This window comes from Sphingobium sp. MK2 (genome assembly GCF_040170545.1).
Taxonomy (GTDB): Bacteria; Pseudomonadota; Alphaproteobacteria; order Sphingomonadales; family Sphingomonadaceae; genus Sphingobium.
Window position 1 is genome coordinate 1 of sequence record NZ_JAZDXA010000035.1, and the last position, 20,732, is coordinate 20,732.

Annotated in this window: 23 protein-coding genes; 7 read left to right on the top strand and 16 right to left on the bottom strand. The window is 64.0% G+C overall.

All coding sequences use genetic code 11. The features are described 5' to 3' along the window. The coding region (locus V2I08_RS14710; RefSeq protein ID WP_349635798.1) for a hypothetical protein at nucleotides 1–238 on the top strand (238 nt) is incomplete at its 5' end. Nucleotides 239–283: 45 nt separating this feature from the next. Here the strand turns inward: V2I08_RS14710 and V2I08_RS14715 are convergent. Further along, nucleotides 284–898 (bottom strand): TetR/AcrR family transcriptional regulator, encoded by a 615-nt coding sequence (locus V2I08_RS14715; RefSeq protein ID WP_349635799.1) that lies wholly within the window; start codon nucleotides 896–898, stop codon nucleotides 284–286. Between the two features lie 161 nt (nucleotides 899–1,059). On the opposite strand from V2I08_RS14715, the gene V2I08_RS14720 reads away from it, so the two are divergent. The 3 genes from V2I08_RS14720 (at nucleotide 1,060) to V2I08_RS14730 (ending at nucleotide 5,187) form a co-directional block, all read left to right on the top strand. Then, on the top strand, nucleotides 1,060–3,378 hold the full coding sequence (locus tag V2I08_RS14720; protein ID WP_349635800.1) for a TonB-dependent receptor: 2,319 nt from the start codon (nucleotides 1,060–1,062) through the stop codon (nucleotides 3,376–3,378). Nucleotides 3,379–3,472: 94 nt separating this feature from the next. Then, complete coding sequence (locus V2I08_RS14725) at nucleotides 3,473–4,732, top strand: MFS transporter (protein ID WP_349635801.1); 1,260 nt, start codon at nucleotides 3,473–3,475, stop codon at nucleotides 4,730–4,732. Nucleotides 4,733–4,779: 47 nt separating this feature from the next. After that, nucleotides 4,780–5,187 carry a SufE family protein gene (locus V2I08_RS14730; protein ID WP_349635802.1) on the top strand — a complete coding sequence of 136 codons (408 nt, stop codon included), beginning with the start codon at nucleotides 4,780–4,782 and terminating at the stop codon, nucleotides 5,185–5,187. A 14-nt stretch (nucleotides 5,188–5,201) separates the two neighbouring features. Here V2I08_RS14730 and V2I08_RS14735 read toward each other — a convergent pair whose 3' ends face one another. The 5 genes from V2I08_RS14735 to V2I08_RS14755 form a co-directional block, all read right to left on the bottom strand. After that, on the bottom strand, nucleotides 5,202–5,723 hold the full coding sequence (locus tag V2I08_RS14735) for a beta-carotene hydroxylase (protein WP_349635803.1): 522 nt from the start codon (nucleotides 5,721–5,723) through the stop codon (nucleotides 5,202–5,204). Between the two features lie 45 nt (nucleotides 5,724–5,768). Then, nucleotides 5,769–7,025 carry a mechanosensitive ion channel domain-containing protein gene (locus V2I08_RS14740; protein WP_349635804.1) on the bottom strand — a complete coding sequence of 419 codons (1,257 nt, stop codon included), beginning with the start codon at nucleotides 7,023–7,025 and terminating at the stop codon, nucleotides 5,769–5,771. Next, nucleotides 7,022–8,269 carry a cystathionine beta-lyase gene (metC, locus tag V2I08_RS14745; protein ID WP_405053655.1) on the bottom strand — a complete coding sequence of 416 codons (1,248 nt, stop codon included), beginning with the start codon at nucleotides 8,267–8,269 and terminating at the stop codon, nucleotides 7,022–7,024. The genes V2I08_RS14740 and metC overlap by 4 nt, the downstream gene beginning before the upstream one ends. Then, nucleotides 8,224–9,069, bottom strand: a complete 846-nt coding sequence (gene sseA, locus V2I08_RS14750) for a 3-mercaptopyruvate sulfurtransferase (RefSeq protein ID WP_349635806.1) — start codon at nucleotides 9,067–9,069, stop codon at nucleotides 8,224–8,226. The genes metC and sseA overlap by 46 nt, the downstream gene beginning before the upstream one ends. A 69-nt stretch (nucleotides 9,070–9,138) precedes the next feature. Then, entirely contained in the window at nucleotides 9,139–10,329 is a 1,191-nt protein-coding gene (locus V2I08_RS14755; RefSeq protein ID WP_349635807.1) for a hypothetical protein, read from the bottom strand. 100 nt (nucleotides 10,330–10,429) lie between these two features. Between V2I08_RS14755 and queF the strand changes: the two genes are divergently transcribed. Continuing rightward, the gene (queF, locus tag V2I08_RS14760) at nucleotides 10,430–10,891 is read left to right on the top strand and encodes a preQ(1) synthase (RefSeq protein ID WP_349635808.1); all 462 of its coding nucleotides are present in this window, start codon (nucleotides 10,430–10,432) and stop codon (nucleotides 10,889–10,891) included. Nucleotides 10,892–10,898: 7 nt separating this feature from the next. Here queF and V2I08_RS14765 read toward each other — a convergent pair whose 3' ends face one another. Both V2I08_RS14765 and V2I08_RS14770 read right to left on the bottom strand, forming a co-directional pair. Continuing rightward, nucleotides 10,899–12,110, bottom strand: a complete 1,212-nt coding sequence (locus V2I08_RS14765; protein ID WP_349635809.1) for a UbiH/UbiF/VisC/COQ6 family ubiquinone biosynthesis hydroxylase — start codon at nucleotides 12,108–12,110, stop codon at nucleotides 10,899–10,901. Between the two features lie 84 nt (nucleotides 12,111–12,194). Continuing rightward, complete coding sequence (locus tag V2I08_RS14770; protein WP_349635810.1) at nucleotides 12,195–13,286, bottom strand: branched-chain amino acid aminotransferase; 1,092 nt, start codon at nucleotides 13,284–13,286, stop codon at nucleotides 12,195–12,197. A gap of 138 nt (nucleotides 13,287–13,424) precedes the next feature. Between V2I08_RS14770 and V2I08_RS14775 the strand changes: the two genes are divergently transcribed. Together V2I08_RS14775 and V2I08_RS14780 are read left to right on the top strand one after the other, a co-directional pair. Continuing rightward, entirely contained in the window at nucleotides 13,425–14,444 is a 1,020-nt protein-coding gene (locus V2I08_RS14775; protein WP_349635811.1) for a beta-eliminating lyase-related protein, read from the top strand. Next, the gene (locus tag V2I08_RS14780; RefSeq protein ID WP_349635812.1) at nucleotides 14,437–15,333 is read left to right on the top strand and encodes a DMT family transporter; all 897 of its coding nucleotides are present in this window, start codon (nucleotides 14,437–14,439) and stop codon (nucleotides 15,331–15,333) included. Before V2I08_RS14775 ends, V2I08_RS14780 begins: the two co-directional genes overlap by 8 nt. On the opposite strand, the gene V2I08_RS14785 is transcribed toward V2I08_RS14780, so the two are convergent. The 8 genes from V2I08_RS14785 to V2I08_RS14820 form a co-directional block, all read right to left on the bottom strand. Next, entirely contained in the window at nucleotides 15,330–15,485 is a 156-nt protein-coding gene (locus V2I08_RS14785) for a hypothetical protein (RefSeq protein ID WP_349635813.1), read from the bottom strand. The genes V2I08_RS14780 and V2I08_RS14785 overlap by 4 nt on opposite strands. A 48-nt stretch (nucleotides 15,486–15,533) precedes the next feature. Beyond that, nucleotides 15,534–16,376, bottom strand: coding sequence for an SDR family NAD(P)-dependent oxidoreductase (locus V2I08_RS14790; RefSeq protein WP_349635814.1), 843 nt, complete (start codon nucleotides 16,374–16,376; stop codon nucleotides 15,534–15,536). Nucleotides 16,377–16,463: 87 nt separating this feature from the next. Continuing rightward, the gene (locus V2I08_RS14795) at nucleotides 16,464–16,823 is read right to left on the bottom strand and encodes an iron-sulfur cluster assembly accessory protein (protein WP_069065862.1); all 360 of its coding nucleotides are present in this window, start codon (nucleotides 16,821–16,823) and stop codon (nucleotides 16,464–16,466) included. Next, complete coding sequence (locus V2I08_RS14800) at nucleotides 16,823–17,287, bottom strand: SUF system Fe-S cluster assembly protein (protein WP_349635841.1); 465 nt, start codon at nucleotides 17,285–17,287, stop codon at nucleotides 16,823–16,825. The genes V2I08_RS14795 and V2I08_RS14800 overlap by 1 nt, the downstream gene beginning before the upstream one ends. After that, on the bottom strand, nucleotides 17,287–18,507 hold the full coding sequence (locus V2I08_RS14805; RefSeq protein ID WP_349635815.1) for a cysteine desulfurase: 1,221 nt from the start codon (nucleotides 18,505–18,507) through the stop codon (nucleotides 17,287–17,289). Before V2I08_RS14805 ends, V2I08_RS14800 begins: the two co-directional genes overlap by 1 nt. After that, nucleotides 18,504–19,256 (bottom strand): SufD family Fe-S cluster assembly protein, encoded by a 753-nt coding sequence (locus V2I08_RS14810; protein WP_349635816.1) that lies wholly within the window; start codon nucleotides 19,254–19,256, stop codon nucleotides 18,504–18,506. Before V2I08_RS14810 ends, V2I08_RS14805 begins: the two co-directional genes overlap by 4 nt. Before the next feature lie 97 nt (nucleotides 19,257–19,353). Continuing rightward, nucleotides 19,354–20,100 (bottom strand): Fe-S cluster assembly ATPase SufC, encoded by a 747-nt coding sequence (gene sufC, locus V2I08_RS14815; RefSeq protein ID WP_096060951.1) that lies wholly within the window; start codon nucleotides 20,098–20,100, stop codon nucleotides 19,354–19,356. A 173-nt stretch (nucleotides 20,101–20,273) separates the two neighbouring features. Beyond that, nucleotides 20,274–20,729: a hypothetical protein gene (locus V2I08_RS14820; protein WP_349635817.1), complete on the bottom strand. Its 456-nt coding sequence runs from the start codon at nucleotides 20,727–20,729 to the stop codon at nucleotides 20,274–20,276. Between the last annotated feature and the right edge of the window lie 3 nt (nucleotides 20,730–20,732).

The window sequence follows — 20,732 nt, forward strand, 5'->3', positions numbered from 1 at the left end:
AAACTCGACCCTAGCAAAATCAAGTACTTACGATCTCGTGTTCACTGCGCGTTCCGCCAGCGCTGTCCAACTTGGGTTTGGAAGACCGATGGCACAATCGGAAATACCCCTTATTCTCGCGAAGTGGGATGCGACTGCCATGCTTGGCCTATGCACCGGCACGGACTGGATGGACAGGCTGCGATCGGGGGTGAGCCATGAAGATCGCGGCCGGCCGGAACTACCGGAAACAGGATGATAAGCATATGACGGCGCGAACCGCGATTCGCCGCCGCTGTTTTCCCTAGGCCTTGGTGCCAATGCCGCGTTCCACCAGCGCGTTGGCAATGGCGGCGATCTCATCGGCCGGGCGGCTGTCATCCCAAACGCCAAAACGCAGGCCCAAAAACACATTCATGCCCATGATCGCCCAGGCATGAACTTCCTCAACATCAGCGCGCACATCACCACGCGCCGCCGCCTTGGTCAGTCGGGCTGTCATGCGCGATGCCGTATTTTCATAATGAGCGCGATAGGCGGCTTGATCGACGAACTCGGCTTCATCGATGATGCGGTAGATTTCCTTATGTTCGCGTGCGAACTCCAAAAAGCTTAGAAGGCCTATCCGTTCCGCCTCGATACCATTGCGAGCGTCGGCAATACGCGGGCCGACATAATCGCGCACCTGGCCCGACATGTCGGCAACGAGCGCGCGGAAGATATCATCCTTGCTGTCGAAATAGGTGTAGAAACTGCCCAGCGCGCAGCCAGCCCTACGGGTGATGCCGCTGATCGAGCCATCATGAAAACCCTTTTCGCCAAATTCTTGTGCGGCGGCTGCCAGCAGCGCATGGCGCGTGCGCTCGCCTCTGGCGGTACGCGGCGTCTTGTCATCCTTGGCGGTGGCATCCTCGGCCATGTCCACTCCTCGCAAAATCTGTGTTCTTTTTGCCGCACTGAACCGGCCTTGTCTGCGTCTCTCTATTTCAAGTTGAAAGATGGTTCAACTTTCATTATTGAATCGGGCAACGGTAAGTGCCCCGGCAGATTGGGCACCCCATTTTCAGGAGAGGACCGACCATGAAGGCCCATTGCAGCATCCGCGCCATCGCCCTTGCCTCCGCCGCCTGGAGCGGCATATTGGCCATCCCTGCCCTCGCTCAGAACGCTGCCGCGCCCGCAGTCGAAGAGGAGGCCGCTATCGTTGTCACCGCCCGCCGTCGTGAGGAAACGCTGATCAGCGTACCGATCGCGGTCAGCGCCTTTTCCGGCGACGCACTGGAACGGGGCGGAGCGATCGACATTACCGACCTTGCCAACATGACGCCCAACACCACGCTGGAAGCCTCGCGCGGCACCAATTCGACGCTGACCGCCTTCATCCGCGGCGTGGGCCAGCAAGACCCGGTTTCGGGCTTTGAACAGGGCGTGGGCATCTATCTCGACGATGTTTATCTCAACCGGCCGCAGGGCGCGGTCCTCGACATTTACGATGTCGAGCGAATCGAAGTGCTGCGCGGGCCGCAGGGTACGCTTTATGGTCGCAACACCATCGGCGGCGCGGTCAAATATGTGACCAAGATGCTGCCGCAGGAATTTTCGCTCAAGCTCAAGGGCACCTATGGCAGCTATGACCAGGCCGACGGCATCATCAGCGTGTCGGCACCATTGAGCGACCTGATCCGCGTCGGTGGGGCCTTTGCCCGTCTGTCGCGCGGCGGCTTTGGCGACAATCTCACCACGGGCGATGAAAATTACAACAAGGATATCTGGGCGGGCCGCGCCACCTTTGAAATGGGTGGTTATGGCGAGCCCGTGCTGATGCGGATCACCGGCGATTATACCAAGGATAATAGTAGCGCGCGGGGCGGCCATCGGCTGATCCCCGGCCAGCTATCGGGCGCGCCGGTGTTGGACAATGTGTTCGACACGCGCGGCGGCCTGGTCGATCCCAAACAATATGTGAAGTCCTATGGTCTCTCCATGAACATCACCGCTGAACTGAGCGACGCGGTCACGCTGCGGTCGATTAGCGCCTGGCGCAAGGATGACAGCGCCTCGCCGATCGATTTCGATGCGCTGCCAGCAGTCGACGTGGATGTGCCGGCCTTCTACTTCAACGAGCAGTTGAGCCAGGAATTCCAGCTTCTCTATGACAAAGGTCCGCTGCATGGCATGATCGGTTTCTACTATCTCGATGCCAAGGCTGACACGGCGTTCGATGTGAGGCTATTCACGACATTGGCCGGTCTCACCGCCTTTACCAGGGCGGATGTGGATACGGAAACCTACGCGATTTTCGGCGACTTCACCTTCGATATCTCGGATCAGTTGAGCGTATCGGCTGGTGGCCGCTACACGTGGGACAAGCGGCGGGCCGATATTTTGCGGCAGAATTATCTGGGTGGCGGCTCACCGCTATTTGGCGGCGCGGGCGTGGCCTTCGGCGCACCCAGCACCAATTTCAACGGCGAACGCGAATATAAGAAATTCACGCCTCGCTTTTCCGTCAGTTACAAGCCGACCCCTGATCATAATTTATATGCAAGCTATTCCAAGGGGTTCAAGGGCGGCGGCTTTGATCCGCGGGGAGTCGGCACCAACGCGCCTGATCTCAACGGCGACGGTATTCGGCAGGACAGCGAAATCGCATCCTTCCTGAGCTTCGCGCCCGAAGAGGTGGACAGCTATGAGGTGGGCTATAAGGGCAATTTTATGGGCGGCGCGCTCTATGTCGCGGTCGCTGGCTTCTACGCCGACTACAAGGACGTGCAGATACCTGGTTCGGTCGCTTGCTCTGTTGGTGGCATTCCCTCCTTCTGTGGCATCGTCTCCAATGCCGGCAAGGCGCGGTTCAAGGGGCTGGAGTTTGAAAGCACCGCACGGCTGGGGCGTGACCTGATGACGCCAGGCGATCGGCTGAACCTGTCCACTGCGATAGGCTATATCGACGCGGAATATCGCGAATATATCACCAATATCGGTGGCGTGCCGACCGATGTCGCTGCATTCCGCGAAGTGCAGAATACGCCCAAATGGACTGCCAGTGGTACAATGAGCTATACAACCCCCCTTGGCGCGGGAAGCCTGTTTCTGGCAAGCAGCGTGTCTTGGCGTAGCAAGACCTATCAGTTTGAAGTTCCCAACCCTTATATCGACCAGAAGGGCTATGCGCTGTGGGATGCGAGCATCGTCTATACCGCGCCCGACGATCGCTGGACGCTGGGCCTGCATGGCAAGAATATACTGGACAAGGAATATAAGACGTCGGGCTATACCTTCGTTGGGGCAAACAATGCCGCCGGTTTCCCGACGCCCACGCTGGGCCGCGAAGGCACGCTGACGGCCTTTTACGGCAATCCCCGGCAGGTGTTTTTGACCGGGACGGTCAAGTTCTGATCTCCACCTCATCTCCGTTCGGTTCGAGCCTGTCGAGAACCCTTGCGCAACGGTTCTCGACAAGCTCGAACTGAACGGAGATGGGTGAAGCCATATGACCGACCAATCCGCCACCCCCGCTTCCCCCGCCTATCGCGGCGTTGTGCTGGCGATGCTGTTGCTCGTCTATACGTTCAACTTCCTCGACCGGCAGATTCTCGGTATCCTCGCCGGGCCGATCAAGGCGGAGTTGGGGCTGAGCGATACGCAGTTGGGAGCGCTTGGCGGTATCGCCTTTGCGCTCCTCTATTCGACGCTGGCGATCCCGCTGGCGCTGCTGGCCGATCGCACCAGCCGGACTTGGGTCATCACCGTCAGCCTTGCTGTCTGGAGCGGATTTACCGCGCTGTGCGGTCTGGCGGGCAATTTCATGCAATTGTTCCTGTGCCGCATCGGCGTGGGTGTTGGCGAAGCGGGCGGGGTCGCGCCCTCCTATGCGGTGATCTCCGACTATTTCCCGGCGCATCAGCGGGCGCGGGCGCTGTCCATTTACTCGCTCGGCATTCCGCTGGGTTCGGCGGGCGGCGTGCTGCTCGGCGGCTATATCGCCCAGACCGTGGAGTGGCGTACCGCCTTCATTGTCGTTGGCTTGCTGGGCCTGCTGATCGCGCCGGTTTTTCGCCTGGTGGTGCGCGAACCTGTACGGCCGGTACAGGCCAGCGACGCTGCGCCCGTGTCCGCCGTGTTCGGCATATTGGCGGCCAAGCGCAGCTTTTGGTTCCTGGCGGTTGGCGCGGCGTGCAGTTCGATGTGCGGCTATGGCGTCGCCTTCTGGCTGCCCAGCCTGCTGATGCGCAGCTTCGGGCTTGACCTGATGGGGGCCGGGCAGTTTCTGGGCGGGCTGCTGCTGATCGGCGGAGTGGCGGGCGTGTTGCTGGGTGGCTGGCTGGGCGATGCGATGGGTGGCAAGGACAAGGCCTATTATGCCTGGGTGCCTGCGATCAGCTATGTGGTGGGGATGCCGCTGTTCGTGGTCGGGGTTCTTTCTGACAGTGTAGGTTTTGCCTTTGCGCTGTTCCTCGTGCCACAGGCGCTGGTCTATGTCTGGCTCGGCCCTGTCCTGACAGCCGTGCAACATCTCGTCCCTGCCCATATGCGCGCCAGTGCGGCGGCGAGCTTCCTGCTGATCAACAATCTTGTGGGGCTGGGGCTTGGTAGCTGGTTTGTCGGCGCGCTGTCCGACGCGCTGACCCCCGTCTATGGGATTGAAGCATTGCGCTACGCCATTGTCGGAGCCCTTGGCTTCTACCTGCTTGCCGGATTTTTCATGGCGCTGGGCGGTCGGGCATTGCGCAAGGATTGGGTCGTAGCCTGATCCAAAGGGGGCTTACCTGTCGGCCTTTTCGCCCTATAGGGACGGGCATGACGAACCTAGCCGACATTCAGGAAGAATATCAGTTCCTCGACGCGGACGATCGCTATCGGCTGCTGATAGATCTTGGTCGCGCGCTGGAACCGATGCCGGACGCGCTCAAGACCGATGCGACGCTGGTGCGCGGCTGTTCGGCGGCGGTATGGGTCTATCCGACCGTGCTGGACGATGGACGGCTCCACTTTCTGGCGGACAGCAATGCCGCGATCACCAAGGGGATCATCGCTCTGGTGCTGCAAACGGTGCAGGACCAGCCGCCCGCAGTCATAGCTGCGGCGGATATCGAGGAGGCGCTAGCTCCCTTCGATCTGCGTAATCAACTGAGTTCAAACCGGACGCAGGGCATCCCCAACATGATTGCCCTAATCCGGCAAACGGCAGCCCGTTACACCGCCTGAGCAGGGCCGCTGCGTTATTCGGCTGGCAGGATGGGATCGGCGGCGGTTGGCGCGCGCACGCCTGCACGGTTGCGGCGGGCGAGTTCGCGTTTCAGATCCTCCGGGCGCGGGGCGACCAGAAAGCCGAAGCTGACCGTGCCCTCCTTCGTTTCGACCACATGATGCAGGCGGTGGGCCTGGACGATCCGTTTCATATAGGGTGAGCGAGCGACATAGCGGTTCTTGACGCGCTGATGCACGATGATGTCGTGGAAGCCGAGATAGATGGCACCATAGGCGGCGATCCCGGCACCCATGGCCGTCGCCCAGCCGCCCCAGCCCCATTGCACGCCGCCTAGCAGCAGCAGGATGGAGGGCAGGGCGAAGATCACGAAATACAGGTCATTGGCTTCCCACCGGCCAAGGCGCGGGCGATGGTGGCTGGCATGTAGGAACCAGCCGGGACCATGCATGATCCAGCGGTGCATGACATAGGCGAAACCCTCCATCGCGACGACGGTGGCGAGGAAGATCAAGAGAGGCATGAGGAGGTTCATCGTGTTGATATAGGCGTGCAGGCCGATGGAAGCGACCCCGTAAAGTTACGGCTTTTGGGGTAGCTCGGCCGCGCCATGGATGACCCGCTGCGGATAGGGAATGGTGATGCCATTGTCGCGGAAGAGCTGCCACACGCGGCCCAGCACATCGGACTTCACATTGCCGACCCCGCCCTCCGGGTCGCTGATCCACACCAATATGTCATGTTCGACGCGGCTGTCGCCAAAGCCGGTCAGCCAGACATTGGGTTTGGGATTGCGCAGCACGCGTGGGCTTTCGGCGGCGGCTTGCAGCATCAGCGCCTGGGCGAGCTTGAGGTCGCTGTCATAGCCGATGCCGACGGGAATGCGGACGCGGACATTGCGGTCGGAATAGGACCAGTTCTCCACCTCCTGCGTCATCAGATTTTCGTTCGGGATCAGATGCTCCTTGCCATCGCGGGTGATGACGCTGACAGCGCGTACGCCGATCTTGTTCACCCAGCCGAAACTGTCGCCGACGACGATGACGTCGCCCGGCTTGATCGACCGATCCATCAGCAGGATGATGCCCGCGATCAGATTGCCGAACGTCTTTTGCAGGCCGAAGCCGACCGCCAGGCCGAGCGCGCCAGAAAAGACGGCAAAGGCGGTCAGGTCGATACCCAGCATGTCGACGCCGATGAAGAAGGCGGCGATGATGATGGCGATGGCGGCCAATTTCTGCGCCAGCAGCTTTTGTGTGGGGTCGAAGCCTTCCGCTTGACCAATTGATCGGCCGATCAATTTGTTCGCGAGGCGGACGAGCGCGAACAGTGCGACGCAGGTGGCCGCGATCGACAACAGGCTGAGCAGTGTGACCCGGCGTTTGCCGAGGCTGATGCCGACCGTATCGAGGGTGGCGCCTACAGGCGCGAGCCCACCATTGGTGCCGGAAACGATCGTCAGGAACAGCAGGAGTGCCAGCGGCAGGGTGGCCCAGCGCGGGATGGACAGGGTGCGCAACGCATAGCCTGCAAGCAGCGCCACGGAGAGTCCAAGGCCGATGCCAAGCACCAGATGGCCAACTGAATCATGCGGCCAGAAAGCCGTAGCGATACCGATCAACAGGGCCGAGAAAGCGTAACGCAACATGGCGCGCAGACGGCTCGCGAAGGATTCCCCCAGAGCTTCTACAGGAGCGCGGACCCGCGGCTCGACCCGGCGCGCCAGCCCGGCTGCGGCAAGATGCAGGACGAGCGCGACGCCCAGCGCGATCAGCGGATGGATCAACCCACCGCTGTCGGGCACGCGGTTGAGCAGCCAGGCGATGCTGAGCGTCATCGCGCCGCCCGGAAGCGGGCGAGGCCTGCATCGAGATCGGCGATCAGGTCGTCGGGGTCTTCCAGGCCGATATGCAGGCGGACCATTGGCCCTTCTGCCTCCCAGCGGGTTGCGGTGCGGTGACGGACGGGATCGACCGGCAAAGCGAGGCTTTCAAAGCCGCCCCAGCTATAGCCGATGCCGAAATGGACGAGGCCGTCGATCAGCGCGGCGCGGGCGGCTTCGTCGCCGCCGTCCAGGATGAAACTGAACAGGCCGGTCGAGCCGGAAAAGTCGCGCTGCCATAGCGCATGGCCGGGGCAGTCGGGCAAAGCGGGGTGCAGCACGCGCGCGACGCCGGGCTGGTCCTTGAGCCAATGGGCGACCGCGAGCGCACCATCCTGATGCTGGCGCAGCCGCACGCCCAATGTGCGGAGGCCGCGCGAAGCGAGCCAGGCATCGTCGGGGCTGGTCATCTGGCCGAACAGATAGGCGGTCTGGCGAACCTTGCCGAACCATTGGGCGTTCGCCGTGACACTGCCCATCATCACGTCGCTATGGCCGACGATATATTTGGTGCAGGCCAGAATGGAGATGTCCACGCCATGGGACAATGCCGGGAAAAAGAGCGGCGTCGCCCAGGTATTGTCGAGCAGCGTGACGATGCCCCGTTCCTGCGCGATGGCAGTGATTGCGGGAATGTCCTGCACCTCGAACGTCAGGCTGCCGGGGCTTTCGAGAAAGATAGCCCGCACCTTTTCATCGGCAAGGCGGACAGCGACCCGGACAGCATCGCACGGATCATAATAGATTGTTTCGATACCGTAACTATTGAGTGTCTGGTCGCAGAAATTGCGGGTCGGATCATAGGTGCTGTCGGGCATCAGCAGCCGATCGCCCGGCTTCAGCACCGCCATCAGCGCGCAGGCGATCGCGGCGACACCCGACGGGAAGAGCATCGTGCCTTCTGCGCCCGGTTCCATTTCGGTCAGCGCGTCGGCGAGGGACCAGGCGGTTGGCGTGCCCTTGCGCCCGTAGAAGAGCCGCTCATGCGTGCTGCTGCCCGCGGCCTTTCGCAGATGGGCGACATCGTCATAGAGGATGGTCGAGGCGCGCCAGACGGGCGGGCTGACGATGCCGCCGGGCTGGCCGGGCATGCCGGTCCATTCCGGCTTGCGCCCGGCCTGCACCAGTTTCGTCAGCGGCTTGCGGTCGTCACTCATGCCGGGCCGGTCGCCTTGGGCGTGGCGGGGTCGAAGCCCCATTCGGACCAACTGCCATCATAGAGGGTCACATCGTCCTTGCCGAGCGACTCCAGCCCGGCGAGCAGGATCGCGGCGGTGACGCCGCTGCCGCAACTGGTGATGACCGGGCGGTCGAAGTTGATTCCGGCGTTGGCGTAGAGGGCGCGCAATTCGTCGCCCGATTTCATGCTGTTGTCGGGGTTGAACAGCGACGGCGAGGGCAGGTTGCGCGATCCGGGGATATGGCCCGCCGCCATGCCGGGGCGCGGTTCGGCTTCCGCGCCGGTGAAGCGCCCAGCGCCGCGCGCGTCGAGGACTTGTTCCGCGCCGGTGGCGAGATTGGCGATCAGGTCCGCCTTGGCCCGTACCTGTCCGGCCGCGCGGCGGGCGATGGCGGTGCCGGGGGTCGGGGTGACGATGCCAGCCTCTGTCGGGCGGCCTTCCGCCACCCATTTGGGCAGGCCGCCGTCGAGGATTGCGACCGAGGCGCCCAAGCCATAGAGGCGCATCATCCACCATCCGCGCGCGGCACTGTGCAGCGGACTATTATCATAGACGATGATCCGGCTGTCGGGGTTGATGCCCAGCGTCTGGCAGCGCTGCGTCATCAGCGCATCGGGCGGAAGCATCCCCGGCGTCGCGTCGTCAGGGTCGTTGAGCGTCGCCAGGTCCATAAATACGGCGCCGGGGATATGCGCTGCTGCATATTCTGCGAGGGGATCGCGCGGCGTGCCGGGCAGGAACAGGCTGGCGTCGAGGATGCAGAGGTCCGGCGCGCCCAGATGCGTTGCGAGCCAGTCGGTGGAAACGAAAATGGTCATGCGGTCCCCTATGGCCTGCGTCTTGCCGCCCCTTCTAGGCCGGGGGGCGGCGACTGGAAAGGGCCACGCCTAGCGCGGTGGCAGTTCGGCGGCGGCGCGGGCGGCGGGACGGCGATAGTGGCGCGGTCCCTGGTCGAGCCGAAGGGGTGCGAGGCGCTCGGCGGGTGGTTCCTGCTCCTGCCCGACGATGAAGGCGCGGGCAGTACGGCCCTTGTCGTCCGCCGCATCGCTATATTGATAGCTTGTGTCGAAGGCCGCGATCGGGATCAGCAGGCTGCGATCGCCCATGGGCACCGGCACGATCTGGTCCGGTGCAAGGCGCAGTTCGCCCTCCAGCCGCAGGGTTTCGCCCGGCGCGAGCGCGACGGCAGCGTGGAGCGGCAGGCCGGTTTCGCCGATGAAGAAGCCATCGAGCAGCGCTTGCTGGTTCGCGCCGCCATTGCCGAGGATGCCGCGCACCAACATGTCCTGCGCGGCAAGCGACCCGCGATTGTGCAGCAACAGGCCATAGGTGATGGTGACCCCCATCAGCGAATAGCGCGCCTGCGTGACCATGAGTTGCATGTCGATCCAGGCGCGGTCGGCATCGGTCGGCGCTGGAGGAGGGGGCGGCGGCGCGACAGGGGCAGGTGGCGGCGGAGGAGGCGCGACAGGCGCGGGCACAGGGTCCGCTTCGACCATTTCGCCTTCGTCGGAAGAACGACGGCGACGCAGGAAAAAGCCGACGATGAGGGCCGCCAAGGCGAGCAAGCCGACAATGATCCAACCCCAAGGCATCGTCGATTCTGTAGTCGGACTGGCCGTTGGCGCGGGCGTTGCCGCCGGGGGCGATGTGGTGACGGGGCCTGTCTCATTGTCCACTGGCTCGGCTGGTGTCGGCTCCGGTGGGAGGGCGCTGTCATTTTGCGGGCTGGCAGCTTCCGGCTGGGCGCGCGACGGGAGGGCGGTGCGTGCTTCGCTTGGCCGTGCGGTCTGTCGCTCCGGTTGCGGTTCAGAGGGCTGCGTCGGAGACGGTGTCGGCACAGGAACAGGCGGCGGCGCAACGGTCGGCGCGACGATAGGCGGCGGCGCGACCGGAGTAGCGGGCGCGCGAAAGACATCAAGTTCCGGTCCTTGGCGACGAGGATCTACGGGGGGCGCTGTTGTCCGCGACGGTGGCAGACTGAAGCTGCCGGGTGCGGACTCCTCCGCTTGTTGGGCATGAACAGGCGCGGCCAGCAGCAGTGGCACGGCGAGCATCAGTGAACGAACAGACCCCATATACTGGCCAAGGCACAAGCCGCGCTGAATGGCAAGTGAACAACGTCGCCTGTCCCGTTGGGCCGATGACAACGGGCGGGCAATCGCGTAAGGAGCGGGCATGACCGACCTTAACCAAACCCCGCTCCATCTGGGCCAGACCAGCGCGCTGCCTGCCACGCCGGAAGCCGCCATCCTCGATTATGTGCCCAACCCGCGTCCGGGCAAACCCTATCTGGTACGCTTTACCGCGCCCGAATTCACCTCGCTCTGCCCGGTGACGGGCCAGCCCGACTTCGCCCATCTGGTGATCGACTATGCGCCCGCCGCGACGATAGTCGAATCCAAGTCGCTCAAACTGTTCCTGGGGGCGTTCCGCAACCACGCCGCCTTTCATGAGGATTGCACGGTGGGGATTGGCGAGCGGCTGTTCGCCGAGATGACCCCGATCTGGCTGCGAATCGGCGGCTATTGGTATCCGCGCGGCGGCATCCCGATCGACGTGTTCTGGCAATCGGGCGAACCGCCTGCGGGGCTGTGGCTGCCCGCGCAGGACGTGCCGGGCTATCGCGGCCGGGGCTGAACGCCGGTCAGACCAGCTCGCCGGTCAGCAGCCGGGGCAGCGCCCCGGACTGGCCGCGCGCTTCGGCCATGAAGCGCCCCTTGAGCAGCGACGTGCGCTGCACCGCCGCTAGCCCTGCGCGCCGCGCCAGCTTGGGCAGGCGGCCGGGAATGTCGAACAGGCGGACAAGGCCGTCCATCGCGACGCTCGTCATGATCGCGTCCAGCCCGCGCCAGCGCTGATAGCGCGCGAGCAATTGCGCATCGCCCGGATCGAGGCCGAGGCGCATGCCATCGACCAGCACTTCGACCAAAGCGGCGACGTCTCGCAGGCCAAGGTTCAGCCCCTGGCCCGCAATTGGGTGAATCGCATGGGCGCTGTCGCCGACCAGCGCCAGCCGCATATCGGTGATGCGGGCGGCATGATGGAAACCGAGCGGGTAGGAGGAGCGGGGGCCAGCCATACGGATCGCGCCCAGGAAACCACCGATTCGCTTCTGCGCCTCGGCAAGCCAGGCGCGTTCGGAGAGTTTGAGCATGGCGGGTGCCTGTTCGCTCGGCACGGTCCATACGATCGCCGAGCGGGTGCCCGGCAGCATCGGCAGCAGCGCGAACGGGCCGCCGACATAGAAAATCTCATAAGCCGTGTTGCCGTGCGGCACGTCATGGTCGATCGCGCTGACCATGGCGGTGTGGCTATATTGCCAGCGGGTGGTGCGGATGCCCGCCGCCTCGCGGGTTGGGCTGTTGCGACCCTCCGCCGCGACCAGCAGCGCACCGCGAATCGTCGCGCCGCTCGCCAGCGTCAGCACGACGCCATCCTCATTGCGATCCACATGGGTCGCGCGGTCGGGCTGGTAGCGGGTCAGGTTGGTCGCACGCTGCGCGGCCTGTTCCAGCGCGACGCGCAGGTCGCGGTTGGGGAACATGGTGCCCATCACGCCGTCATCGTCGGCGTCGGGCATGAAATCGAGCGCGCCAGGTTCCAGCCCATCGCTCACCCAGATGCGGTCGATCGGGCAACCCTTGCCATCGAGGAAGGGCATGACGCCGATCGCCGAGAGCATCGCGCAACTGGTCGAGGAGATGGCCGACACGCGGCCGTCGAAACCGCTGGCGGTGGTATCCACCGGATCGGCGGGATCGACGATGGCGGTGCGTACGCCATGGCCGGAAAGAGCTATGCCAAGGGTCAGGCCGACAAGGCCGCCACCCAATATCACGACGTCGAAGCGTTCCATGGCCCCTGTCTAGGCGGTCGGGACCGACTTGAAAAGCGATGGCTGGCCCGCTCGCCCAAAAGGGCAGGGGCCAGCTCGATAACCTCAGACGATATGCACCCAACCGGCCGGATCAGCGACGGTCCCGCGCTGAATGCCGGTCAGTTCGCCGCGCAGGCTTTCGGTGACGAGGCCACCATCGCCATTGCCGATGGTGAAGTCACCATCCTTGCTCCTGACCGTGCCGATCGCGGTGACCACCGCCGCCGTGCCGCAGGCAAAGGCTTCGCGCAGGGTGCCGCTGGCGGCATCGGCGCGCCACTGGGCAAAGCTGTACGGTTCTTCGCGCACATCATGGCCCTTGGCGCGGGCGAGGGTGATGATGCTGTTGCGGGTGATGCCGGGCAGGATGGTGCCGGTCAGTGGCGGGGTGACGATTGAGCCATCCTCCATCACGAAGAAGACGTTCATGCCGCCCAGTTCCTCGACCCATTTATTTTCGGCGGCATCGAGGAAGACGACCTGGTCGCAGCCCTGTTCGGTCGCTTCCTTCTGCGCGACCAGGCTGGCGGCATAATTGCCGCCGCATTTGGCTGCACCCGTGCCGCCGCGCGCGGCGCGGGTATAATGTTCGGACACCCACAGGGTAACGGCCTTCTTGCCGCCCTTGAAATAGGCACCGGCCGGCGAGGCGATGACGCAGAAAATATATTCCTTCGACGGGCGCACGCCGAGGAACGCCTCGCTCGCGAACAGGAAGGGACGCAGATAGAGGCTGCCTTCGCCGCTCGGAATCCAGTCCGCATCGATCTTTACCAGCTCCGCAACGGCCTCCAGGAACAGGTCTTCGGGGATTTCGGGCATCGCGAGCCGCTCGGCCGATTGCGCGAAGCGGCGGGCATTTTCCTCCGGCCGGAACATGGCGATGCTGCCATCGGCCAGGCGATAGGCCTTCATGCCTTCGAAAATTTCCTGGGCATAATGGAGCACGGCGCAGGCCGGGTCGATCTGGAACGGTTCGCGCGGACCGACGCTATGGCTGTGCCAGCCCTTACCCTCGGTATAGCGGATCGTCACCATATGGTCGGTGAAGAGGCGGCCGAAACCGGGATCCTCCAGCAGGGCGGCGCGCTCGTTCGCCGCCACAGTCTTGCTGCTGCGGGTAACGGTGAAACGCGAACTATGCTGGCCGTCCATAATCTGTCTCCTTGGGTTGGACGGGCTGCCTATGTCACAAAGCGGGACCGGAAACAACGTCACCTATGCTGACCCATCGGGCCGCTTGGGCCAAGCTGGCCTCTTGGCGCTGGGCCATAGCCTCGCTAACGCTGGCCCATGTATTTTTTCTCCGACAACGCCACCCCGCTTTGCCCGCCCGTCATGGCCGCGATCGCCGCTGCCGACCGGGAGGATCATGGCTATGATGGCGACCAGTGGAGCGCCCGGCTTAACGCGGCCTTTAGCGATCTGTTCGAAACGCCGGTCAGCGCGCTGTGGGTCGCGACCGGCACGGCGGCGAACAGCATCGCGCTGGCCTGCCTGTGCCCACCTTATGGCGGCATCCTCTGCCATGACGAGGCGCATATCGTCGTCGACGAATGTGGTGCGCCGGGGTTCTTCACCCATGGCGCGAGCCTGATGCCGCTGCCGGGCGAAGGCGCCAAACTGACGCCGGACGTGGTGACGGAGCGGCTGGCGGTGATTCGCCCCGACGTGCATCAAGTGCCCGCCCGTGCGATCAGCATCACCAATGCCACCGAATATGGCCGCGTCTACACGCCCGATGAGGTTGCGGCGCTGGGGGATATTGCGCGCACCCATGGGTTGGGCTTCCATATGGATGGGGCGCGGTTCGCCAATGCGGTGGCTTTCCTGGGCTGCGCGCCCGCCGATGTCACCTGGCGGGCGGGCGTCGATGCACTGAGTTTTGGCTGTATCAAAAATGGCGGGATGGTGGGCGAAGCGTTGCTCTTCTTCGGGCCGGAGCGGGAGCGCCGGGCCGCAGAAGCGATGCGCTGGCGCAAGCGGTCGGGCCATTTATTTTCCAAGGGCCGTTATCTTGCCGCGCAGATATTGGCGATGGTCGAGGACGGGCTGTGGCTGGCCAATGCCAGCGCCGCCAATGCCGCCGCGCAGGCGCTGGCCGCGGCGGCGACGGGGCGGTTGCTGCATCCGGTCGAGGCGAACGAATTGTTCCTGCGTCTTTCCGCGCCAGAAGCCGCCAGCCTGCGCGCGCAGGGGTTCGATTTCTATGATTGGGGCGCGGGCGCGGTGCGGATCGTTACCAACTGGTCGCAGGATGCGGCCGGCGTCGCGCCGCTGGCCGATGCCCTACGCAGGCTTGACCATGGCTGACGAAAGCCGGGGCGGCATCGTCCTGCCCTTCATCCTCGTCACACTGATCTGGAGTTCGACCTGGATCGTCATTCGCGATCAACTGGGCAACGTGCCCGCCAGTTGGTCGGTCTGCTACCGCTTCGCGCTGGCCGGGGTCGCGATGATGGCCTTTGCGCGGATGCGCGGCGTATCGCTGCGGATCGGTGGTGCGGGGATGATCTTCGCCGGGTTGCTGGGGACGGCGCAGTTCGTGCTGAACTTCAACTTCGTCTATCGCGCGGAAGAACATCTGACGTCTGGGGTGGTCGCGGTTTTCTATGCGATGCTGCTGATCCCCAATTCGATTCTGGCGTGGATCGTGTTTCGTCAGCCGGTCAGCCGCGCTTTCATCGCCGGGTCGGCGGTGGCCATGACCGGGATCGCGATGATGTTGGTGCATGAATATCGGGCAGCCAGCGTCGATCCGGACAAGGTTCTTTTGGGCGTCGGCTTTTCGGTCATCGGGCTGTTCAGCGCTTCGGCCGCCAATGTGATGCAGGGCATGGATATCGCCCGGCGGTTGCCGATGGTGGCGATGCTTGCCTGGGCGATGCTGATCGGGGCGGGGATCAATGCGCTGTTCGCCTGGGTGACGGCAGGGCCGCCGGTGGTCGAGCTGCGCCTGACCTACCTGTTGGGGATAGGCTGGTTGGCTTTGGCGGGATCGGTGGTTACCTTCCCGCTCTATTTCCGGTTGATCCAGCGATTGGGCGCTGGGCGGGCGGCCTATACGGCGGTGCTGATCCCGGTAATCGCGATGCTGATCTCGACGCTGGTGGAGGGCTATCGCTGGACGGGCCTCGCTGCATCGGGCGCGCTGCTGGCGGTGGTCGGGATGGTGATCGCGTTGCGCGCCAAAAAGGCCTAACGGCGCAGACCCGGCTGATAATGCTGCTTGGCCGCGTTGACCCGGTCGATCAGGCTGGACAGCGACGGCTGGACGCTCGTGATCGGCGCGGGTGCGGACAGGCGGGTCATGCGGTGGCTGAGTGCGGTGAAGGCAGTTTCGATACTGTCCATGGAGAGCGATCCTGTGGTTGCGACAGGTCTCTCTTCACGCGCACATGGTTAAGAAGGGGTAAGCATGACCCCTGTTTGCGGCAAACCGACTTCCTCCTTCAGGCAGGCCAGCAGTCCCTCGGCATAAGTGGGATAGCGCAACTGCCATCCCAACAGCCGCTTCGCGTGACCATTGGCGACGCGGCGATTTTCGGCATAAAAGCCCCGCGCCATGGGCGAGAGTTGGGCCTGATCCATCGTCAGCAGCGGGGGATAGGGCAAGGCCAGCATATCGCAGGCGGCTTCGATCACCCGATTTTGGGCGCAGGGCAGGTCATCCGACAGATTATAGATGCCGGGCGGGCCGTCGAAGGAGGCGATGATGCCCGCCACGATGTCATCGACATGGATGCGGCTAAAGACCTGGTCCGGCAGGTCGATGCGATGCGCGCGGCCCTCGCGCACCCGGTCCAGCGCCGATCGGCCCGGCCCGTAGATGCCCGGCAGGCGGAAGCGCCGCATGTCGGGGCGGAGCGTGCCCCAATCGCGATCAGCATCGGCGCGCGCCGTGCGACGGCCGGTGCCGATCGGACTGGCTTCGTCCACCCACGCGCCGCCGGTGTCGCCATAGACGCCGGTGGAGGAAAGATAGCCGGTCCAGCGGGCAGGCGCGGCGGCGATGGCCGCGCCGTAGCGAGGTAGGACGGGATCGACGTCGCCTTCGGGTGGGATCGAGGAGAGGATATGCGTGGCGCTGGCGATGGCAGCGCGGACGGCGGGTTCGTCATCGAAAGCCAGCGTGTCGGCCCCGGCGCTGCGGCGCGTGCCGGTGACATGCCAACCTTCGTTCCGCAGTCGGGTGGCGAGGCGGGAAGCGGTATAGCCCAGCCCGAAGATCAGCATATGGGACAAAAAACATCCCTCCGTTCGTTTCGAGCGCAGTCGAGAAACGCCGCGTCCATGTTTCTCGACTGCGCTCGAAACGAACGGCTGTAGAGATTAAACCGTGAAGCTCTCGCCGCAGCCGCAACTCCCCTTGGCATTGGGATTGGCGAAGGTGAAACCGGCGGTGAAATCATCCTCGACCCAGTCCATGGTCGATCCGATCAGATAGAGAACCGATCCGCCATCAATGTAGAAAATGCCGCCGGGGGTCTCGATCTTCTCATCGAATTTCGCTTCTTCGGTCACATAGTCGACCGAATAGGCAAGGCCCGAACAGCCGCGCTTGGGGGTCGAGAGCTTGACGCCGATCGTGCCTGCGGGCGCCTGCGCCATCAGGTCTGCGATACGCTGCTCGGCGCTCTTCGTCAGGATGACGGCAGCCGGGCGGGCGCGGGTCTTGGTCTCGACAGTCATTACAACATTCCCAGTTCGAGCTTGGCTTCGTCGCTCATCTTCTGCGGATCCCAGGGCGGGTCCCAGATCAGGTTGACCTGCGCGTCACCGACGCCGGGCACCGCGCCGACGCGCAGTTCGACTTCGCCGGGCATGGATTCGGCGACCGGGCAATGCGGCGTGGTCAGCGTCATGGTGACGACGACATGCGCTTCGTCCGTCACATCGACGCCGTAGATGAGACCAAGGTCATAGATATTGACCGGGATTTCCGGGTCGTAAATCTCCTTGAGCGCATCGACCACGGCATCATAGAGATTGCCGCCCGGCTCGCCTGCGGCGATCGGGGTCGGCTTGGCAGCGAGAAAGCCGTCGAGATAGTCGCGCTGGCGTTCGCCGGACGCGGGCGGGCTGTCGACCCGTGCCTTGGGTGGCGCTTCGACCGTTTCGACTTCTTCCACCATGATCTTGCGCTCTTCGCTCATCATCCAAAAATCTTTCTTACCCGCTCCAGGCCGCGCACCAGCGCGTCCACGTCGCTTTCGTCACTGTAAATGCCAAAGCTCGCCCGTGCGGTCGCTTCGACGCCCAGATGCCGCATCAGGGGTTGGGCGCAATGATGCCCGGCCCGGATCGCAACGCCGGTTTCGTCCAATATGGTGCCGACATCGTGCGGATGCACCCCCTCTACCGCGAAGGACAGGATGCCGGCGGAGTCTTCGGGGCCGAAGACGCGGATGCTGTTGAGGTTTTCGAGAGCCGCGCGCGCTTTGGCCACCAACGCACATTCATGCGTGTGGATCGCGTCCAGCCCGATCGCTTCGACATAGTCGATCGCCGCCGACAGGCCAACGACGCCGGTAATGTGCGGCGTGCCCGCTTCGAACCGGGTCGGGGCGGGGGCGTAGGTGGTTTTCTCGAACGTCACCTTGTCGATCATCGACCCGCCGCCCTGATAGGGGGGCATGGCGTCGAGCAGTTCCCCACGACCCCACAGCACGCCGATGCCGGTCGGGCCATAAAGTTTATGCGCAGAAAAGACGTAGAAATCGCAATCCAGCGCCTGCACATCCACGGCGATCCGGGGGACTGCCTGGCAGCCGTCGATCAGGATCTTGGCGCCAACCATATGCGCGATATCGGCGGCGCGGCGGCAATCCAAGACACTGCCCAGCACGTTTGACACATGGGACAGCGCGACCATCCGGTGGCGCGGCGTGATCATCGCGCGCATCGCGTCGAGGTCGATCCGGCCATCGGCGGTCAGCGGAAGGACGTCGATATGCGCGCCGACCTTTTCCGCCACCATCTGCCACGGCACGATATTGCTATGATGTTCGAGGGTGGAGAGCAGGATGCGGTCGCCCGCCTTGAGCTGTTCGCCCGCCCAGCATTGGGCGACGAGGTTGATCCCTTCGGTCGCGCCCCGAACATAGACGATTTCGCTGTCCGACGCCGCGCCGATGAAGCTGGCGACCTTGCGACGGGCGGCTTCGTAGGCGAGCGTCATGTTTGCCGAGCGTTCGTAGACGCCACGATGGACGGTCGCATAGTCCGCGCCATAGGCGCGGGCGATGGCGTCGATGACGGCCTGCGGCTTCTGCGCGGTCGCGGCGCTGTCGAGATAGTGCCAGTCGAGAACGCCGGGGAAGTCGTGGCGGAGGGAGAGGCTCCCCTTACAGGGGAGGATGGTGTTGCTCGTCATACCAGCGACTCCAGCTTGGCGATCGCGGCCGCTTCAAACTGTTCGCGCAGGGCTTCGTCGGGCATGTCGTCGAACACGCCGGCGACGAAGGAACGCAGCAGCAGCGTCTTGGCGGTCGCCGGGTCCATCCCGCGCGAGGCCATGTAGAAAAGCGCGGCCTTGTCCAGTTCGCCCACCGTCGCGCCATGGGCGCATTTGACGTCGTCGGCGTAGATTTCCAATTCGGGCTTGGCGTTGGCGGTCGCAGTGCGATCGAGCAGCATCGCCTTGATCGACTGGAACGCATCGGTGCGCTGCGCGTCGCGGGCGACGTTGATGCTGCCGAGATAACTGCCGGTAGCGCGGCTGCCGAGGACCGACCGGACGGTCTGGCCGCTGGTCGCGTCGGGCTGCGCATGGGTGACCGAGGTGATGATCTCCAGCGTCTGGTCGCCACCGCCGATGATCGCGCCATGCAGCCCGAAATGCGCGCGCGCGCCCAGCGTGACGGCAAAGGTCACCCGGCCGAGCTTGCCGCCGATGTTGAGCAGATGGAAATCGCAGCGCGCATCGTCGGCGACGGTGATGACATAGTCATGCACCGCTGCGCTGCCATCAGCAGCGTCCTGCAACAGATGATGGTTGGCGGTGTCGCCGGTGGCCACATCGATGCGGATCGGTGCGGGCAGGGGCCATAGCGAGGCGACAGCCTCCAGATCGCTATAGCGCCAGTCTTCCTGGCGGCGGGTGGGCAGAGCGAGGGCGATCACAGGCACGACTCCTCCGCGTCTCTGCGTCTCCGCGTGAACAAAGTCATCTCACGCGGAGGCGCAGAGACGCGGAGAAAAAGGGAGATGCCTGCGGCGCTCATGCGGCAACTACCTCAGCATAGCCCTCTCGTTCCAGCTCCAGCGCCAGTTCGGGGCCGCCCGATTTGACGATGCGTCCGTCGGCAAGCACATGCACAAAGTCGGGCTTCACATAGTCGAGCAGCCGCTGATAATGGGTGATGAGCAGCACGGCCTTGTCGGGCTTGCGCATGATCGCATTGATCCCTGCGCCCACGATCTTGAGCGCGTCGATGTCGAGGCCGGAGTCGGTCTCGTCGAGGATCGCGAGCTTGGGATCGAGGATGCCCATCTGCACCATTTCGGCGCGCTTCTTCTCGCCGCCCGAAAAGCCGACATTCACCGGCCGCTTGAGCATGTCCATGTCGAGGCCGAGCAGCGCGGCCTTTTCCTTGGCGAGGCGGATGAATTCGCCGCCGTTCAGTTCCTTTTCGCCGCGCGCGCGCTTCTGGCTGTTGAGGCTTTCGCGCAGGAATTGGAGGTTGGAGACGCCGGGGATCTCGACCGGATATTGAAAGCCGAGGAAAAGCCCGGCCGCGGCGCGCTCATGCGGCTCCAATGTGAACAAGTTCACACCGTCGTAGAGCGCCTCGCCGCCAGTCACGTCATAGCCTGGCCGTCCGCCCAGCGTATAGGCCAGCGTCGACTTGCCCGCGCCGTTCGGCCCCATGATCGCGTGGATTTCCCCCGCATTGATGGTGAGCGAGAGCCCTTTCAGGATCGTCTTGCCGTCGATGGTGTTGGTCAGATTGTCGATATTAAGCATGGATCATTCCCGGCGGTGCAATATTTGAAATCCTCCCCTGCAAGGGGAGGGGGACCATCGCATCGCGATGGTGGAGGGGTGTCACCCTATCGATGGCGGGACACCCCTCCGTCAGGGCTGCGCCCTGCCACCTCCCCTGCCAGGGGAGGACGAAGGATGCTCCGCACATCGCCTTATCCTTCATGCGCGCGCTGGAGGGTGCGGGCGGTCCAGAAGGCCATGTCGCGCACATCGCCCGGCGCGGGGAAGAGCGTGTCGATGTAGCGCTTCACCGGCATATAGGGCCACCAGTCGGCCTCGCCTTCGGGCGGTCCCTTTTCCAGCAGGGCGACGACGAACTCACTGACCGGCCCCATGCGGGCGAGGTTGGGTGCCTTCGCCTTGTGGAACGCCTTGTCCTTGCGCAGCTTCTCGGTCATCGCCGCGTCCGCCTTTTCGAGCGCAGCGCGGCTGGCGGCCTCGAACGCATCGAGATCGCCGAAATCGGCGCGGGCGCGGGGCTCCAGCTCGCCGTCTTCCAGTTCATAATCCTCGGTCAGGATACGGATCGCGGCGGTCCATGACTGGCCATTGCCGACATCCTCCGCGAAATCCGCGAGGGCATCCTGAATATCATCTTCGTCGCTCAATTT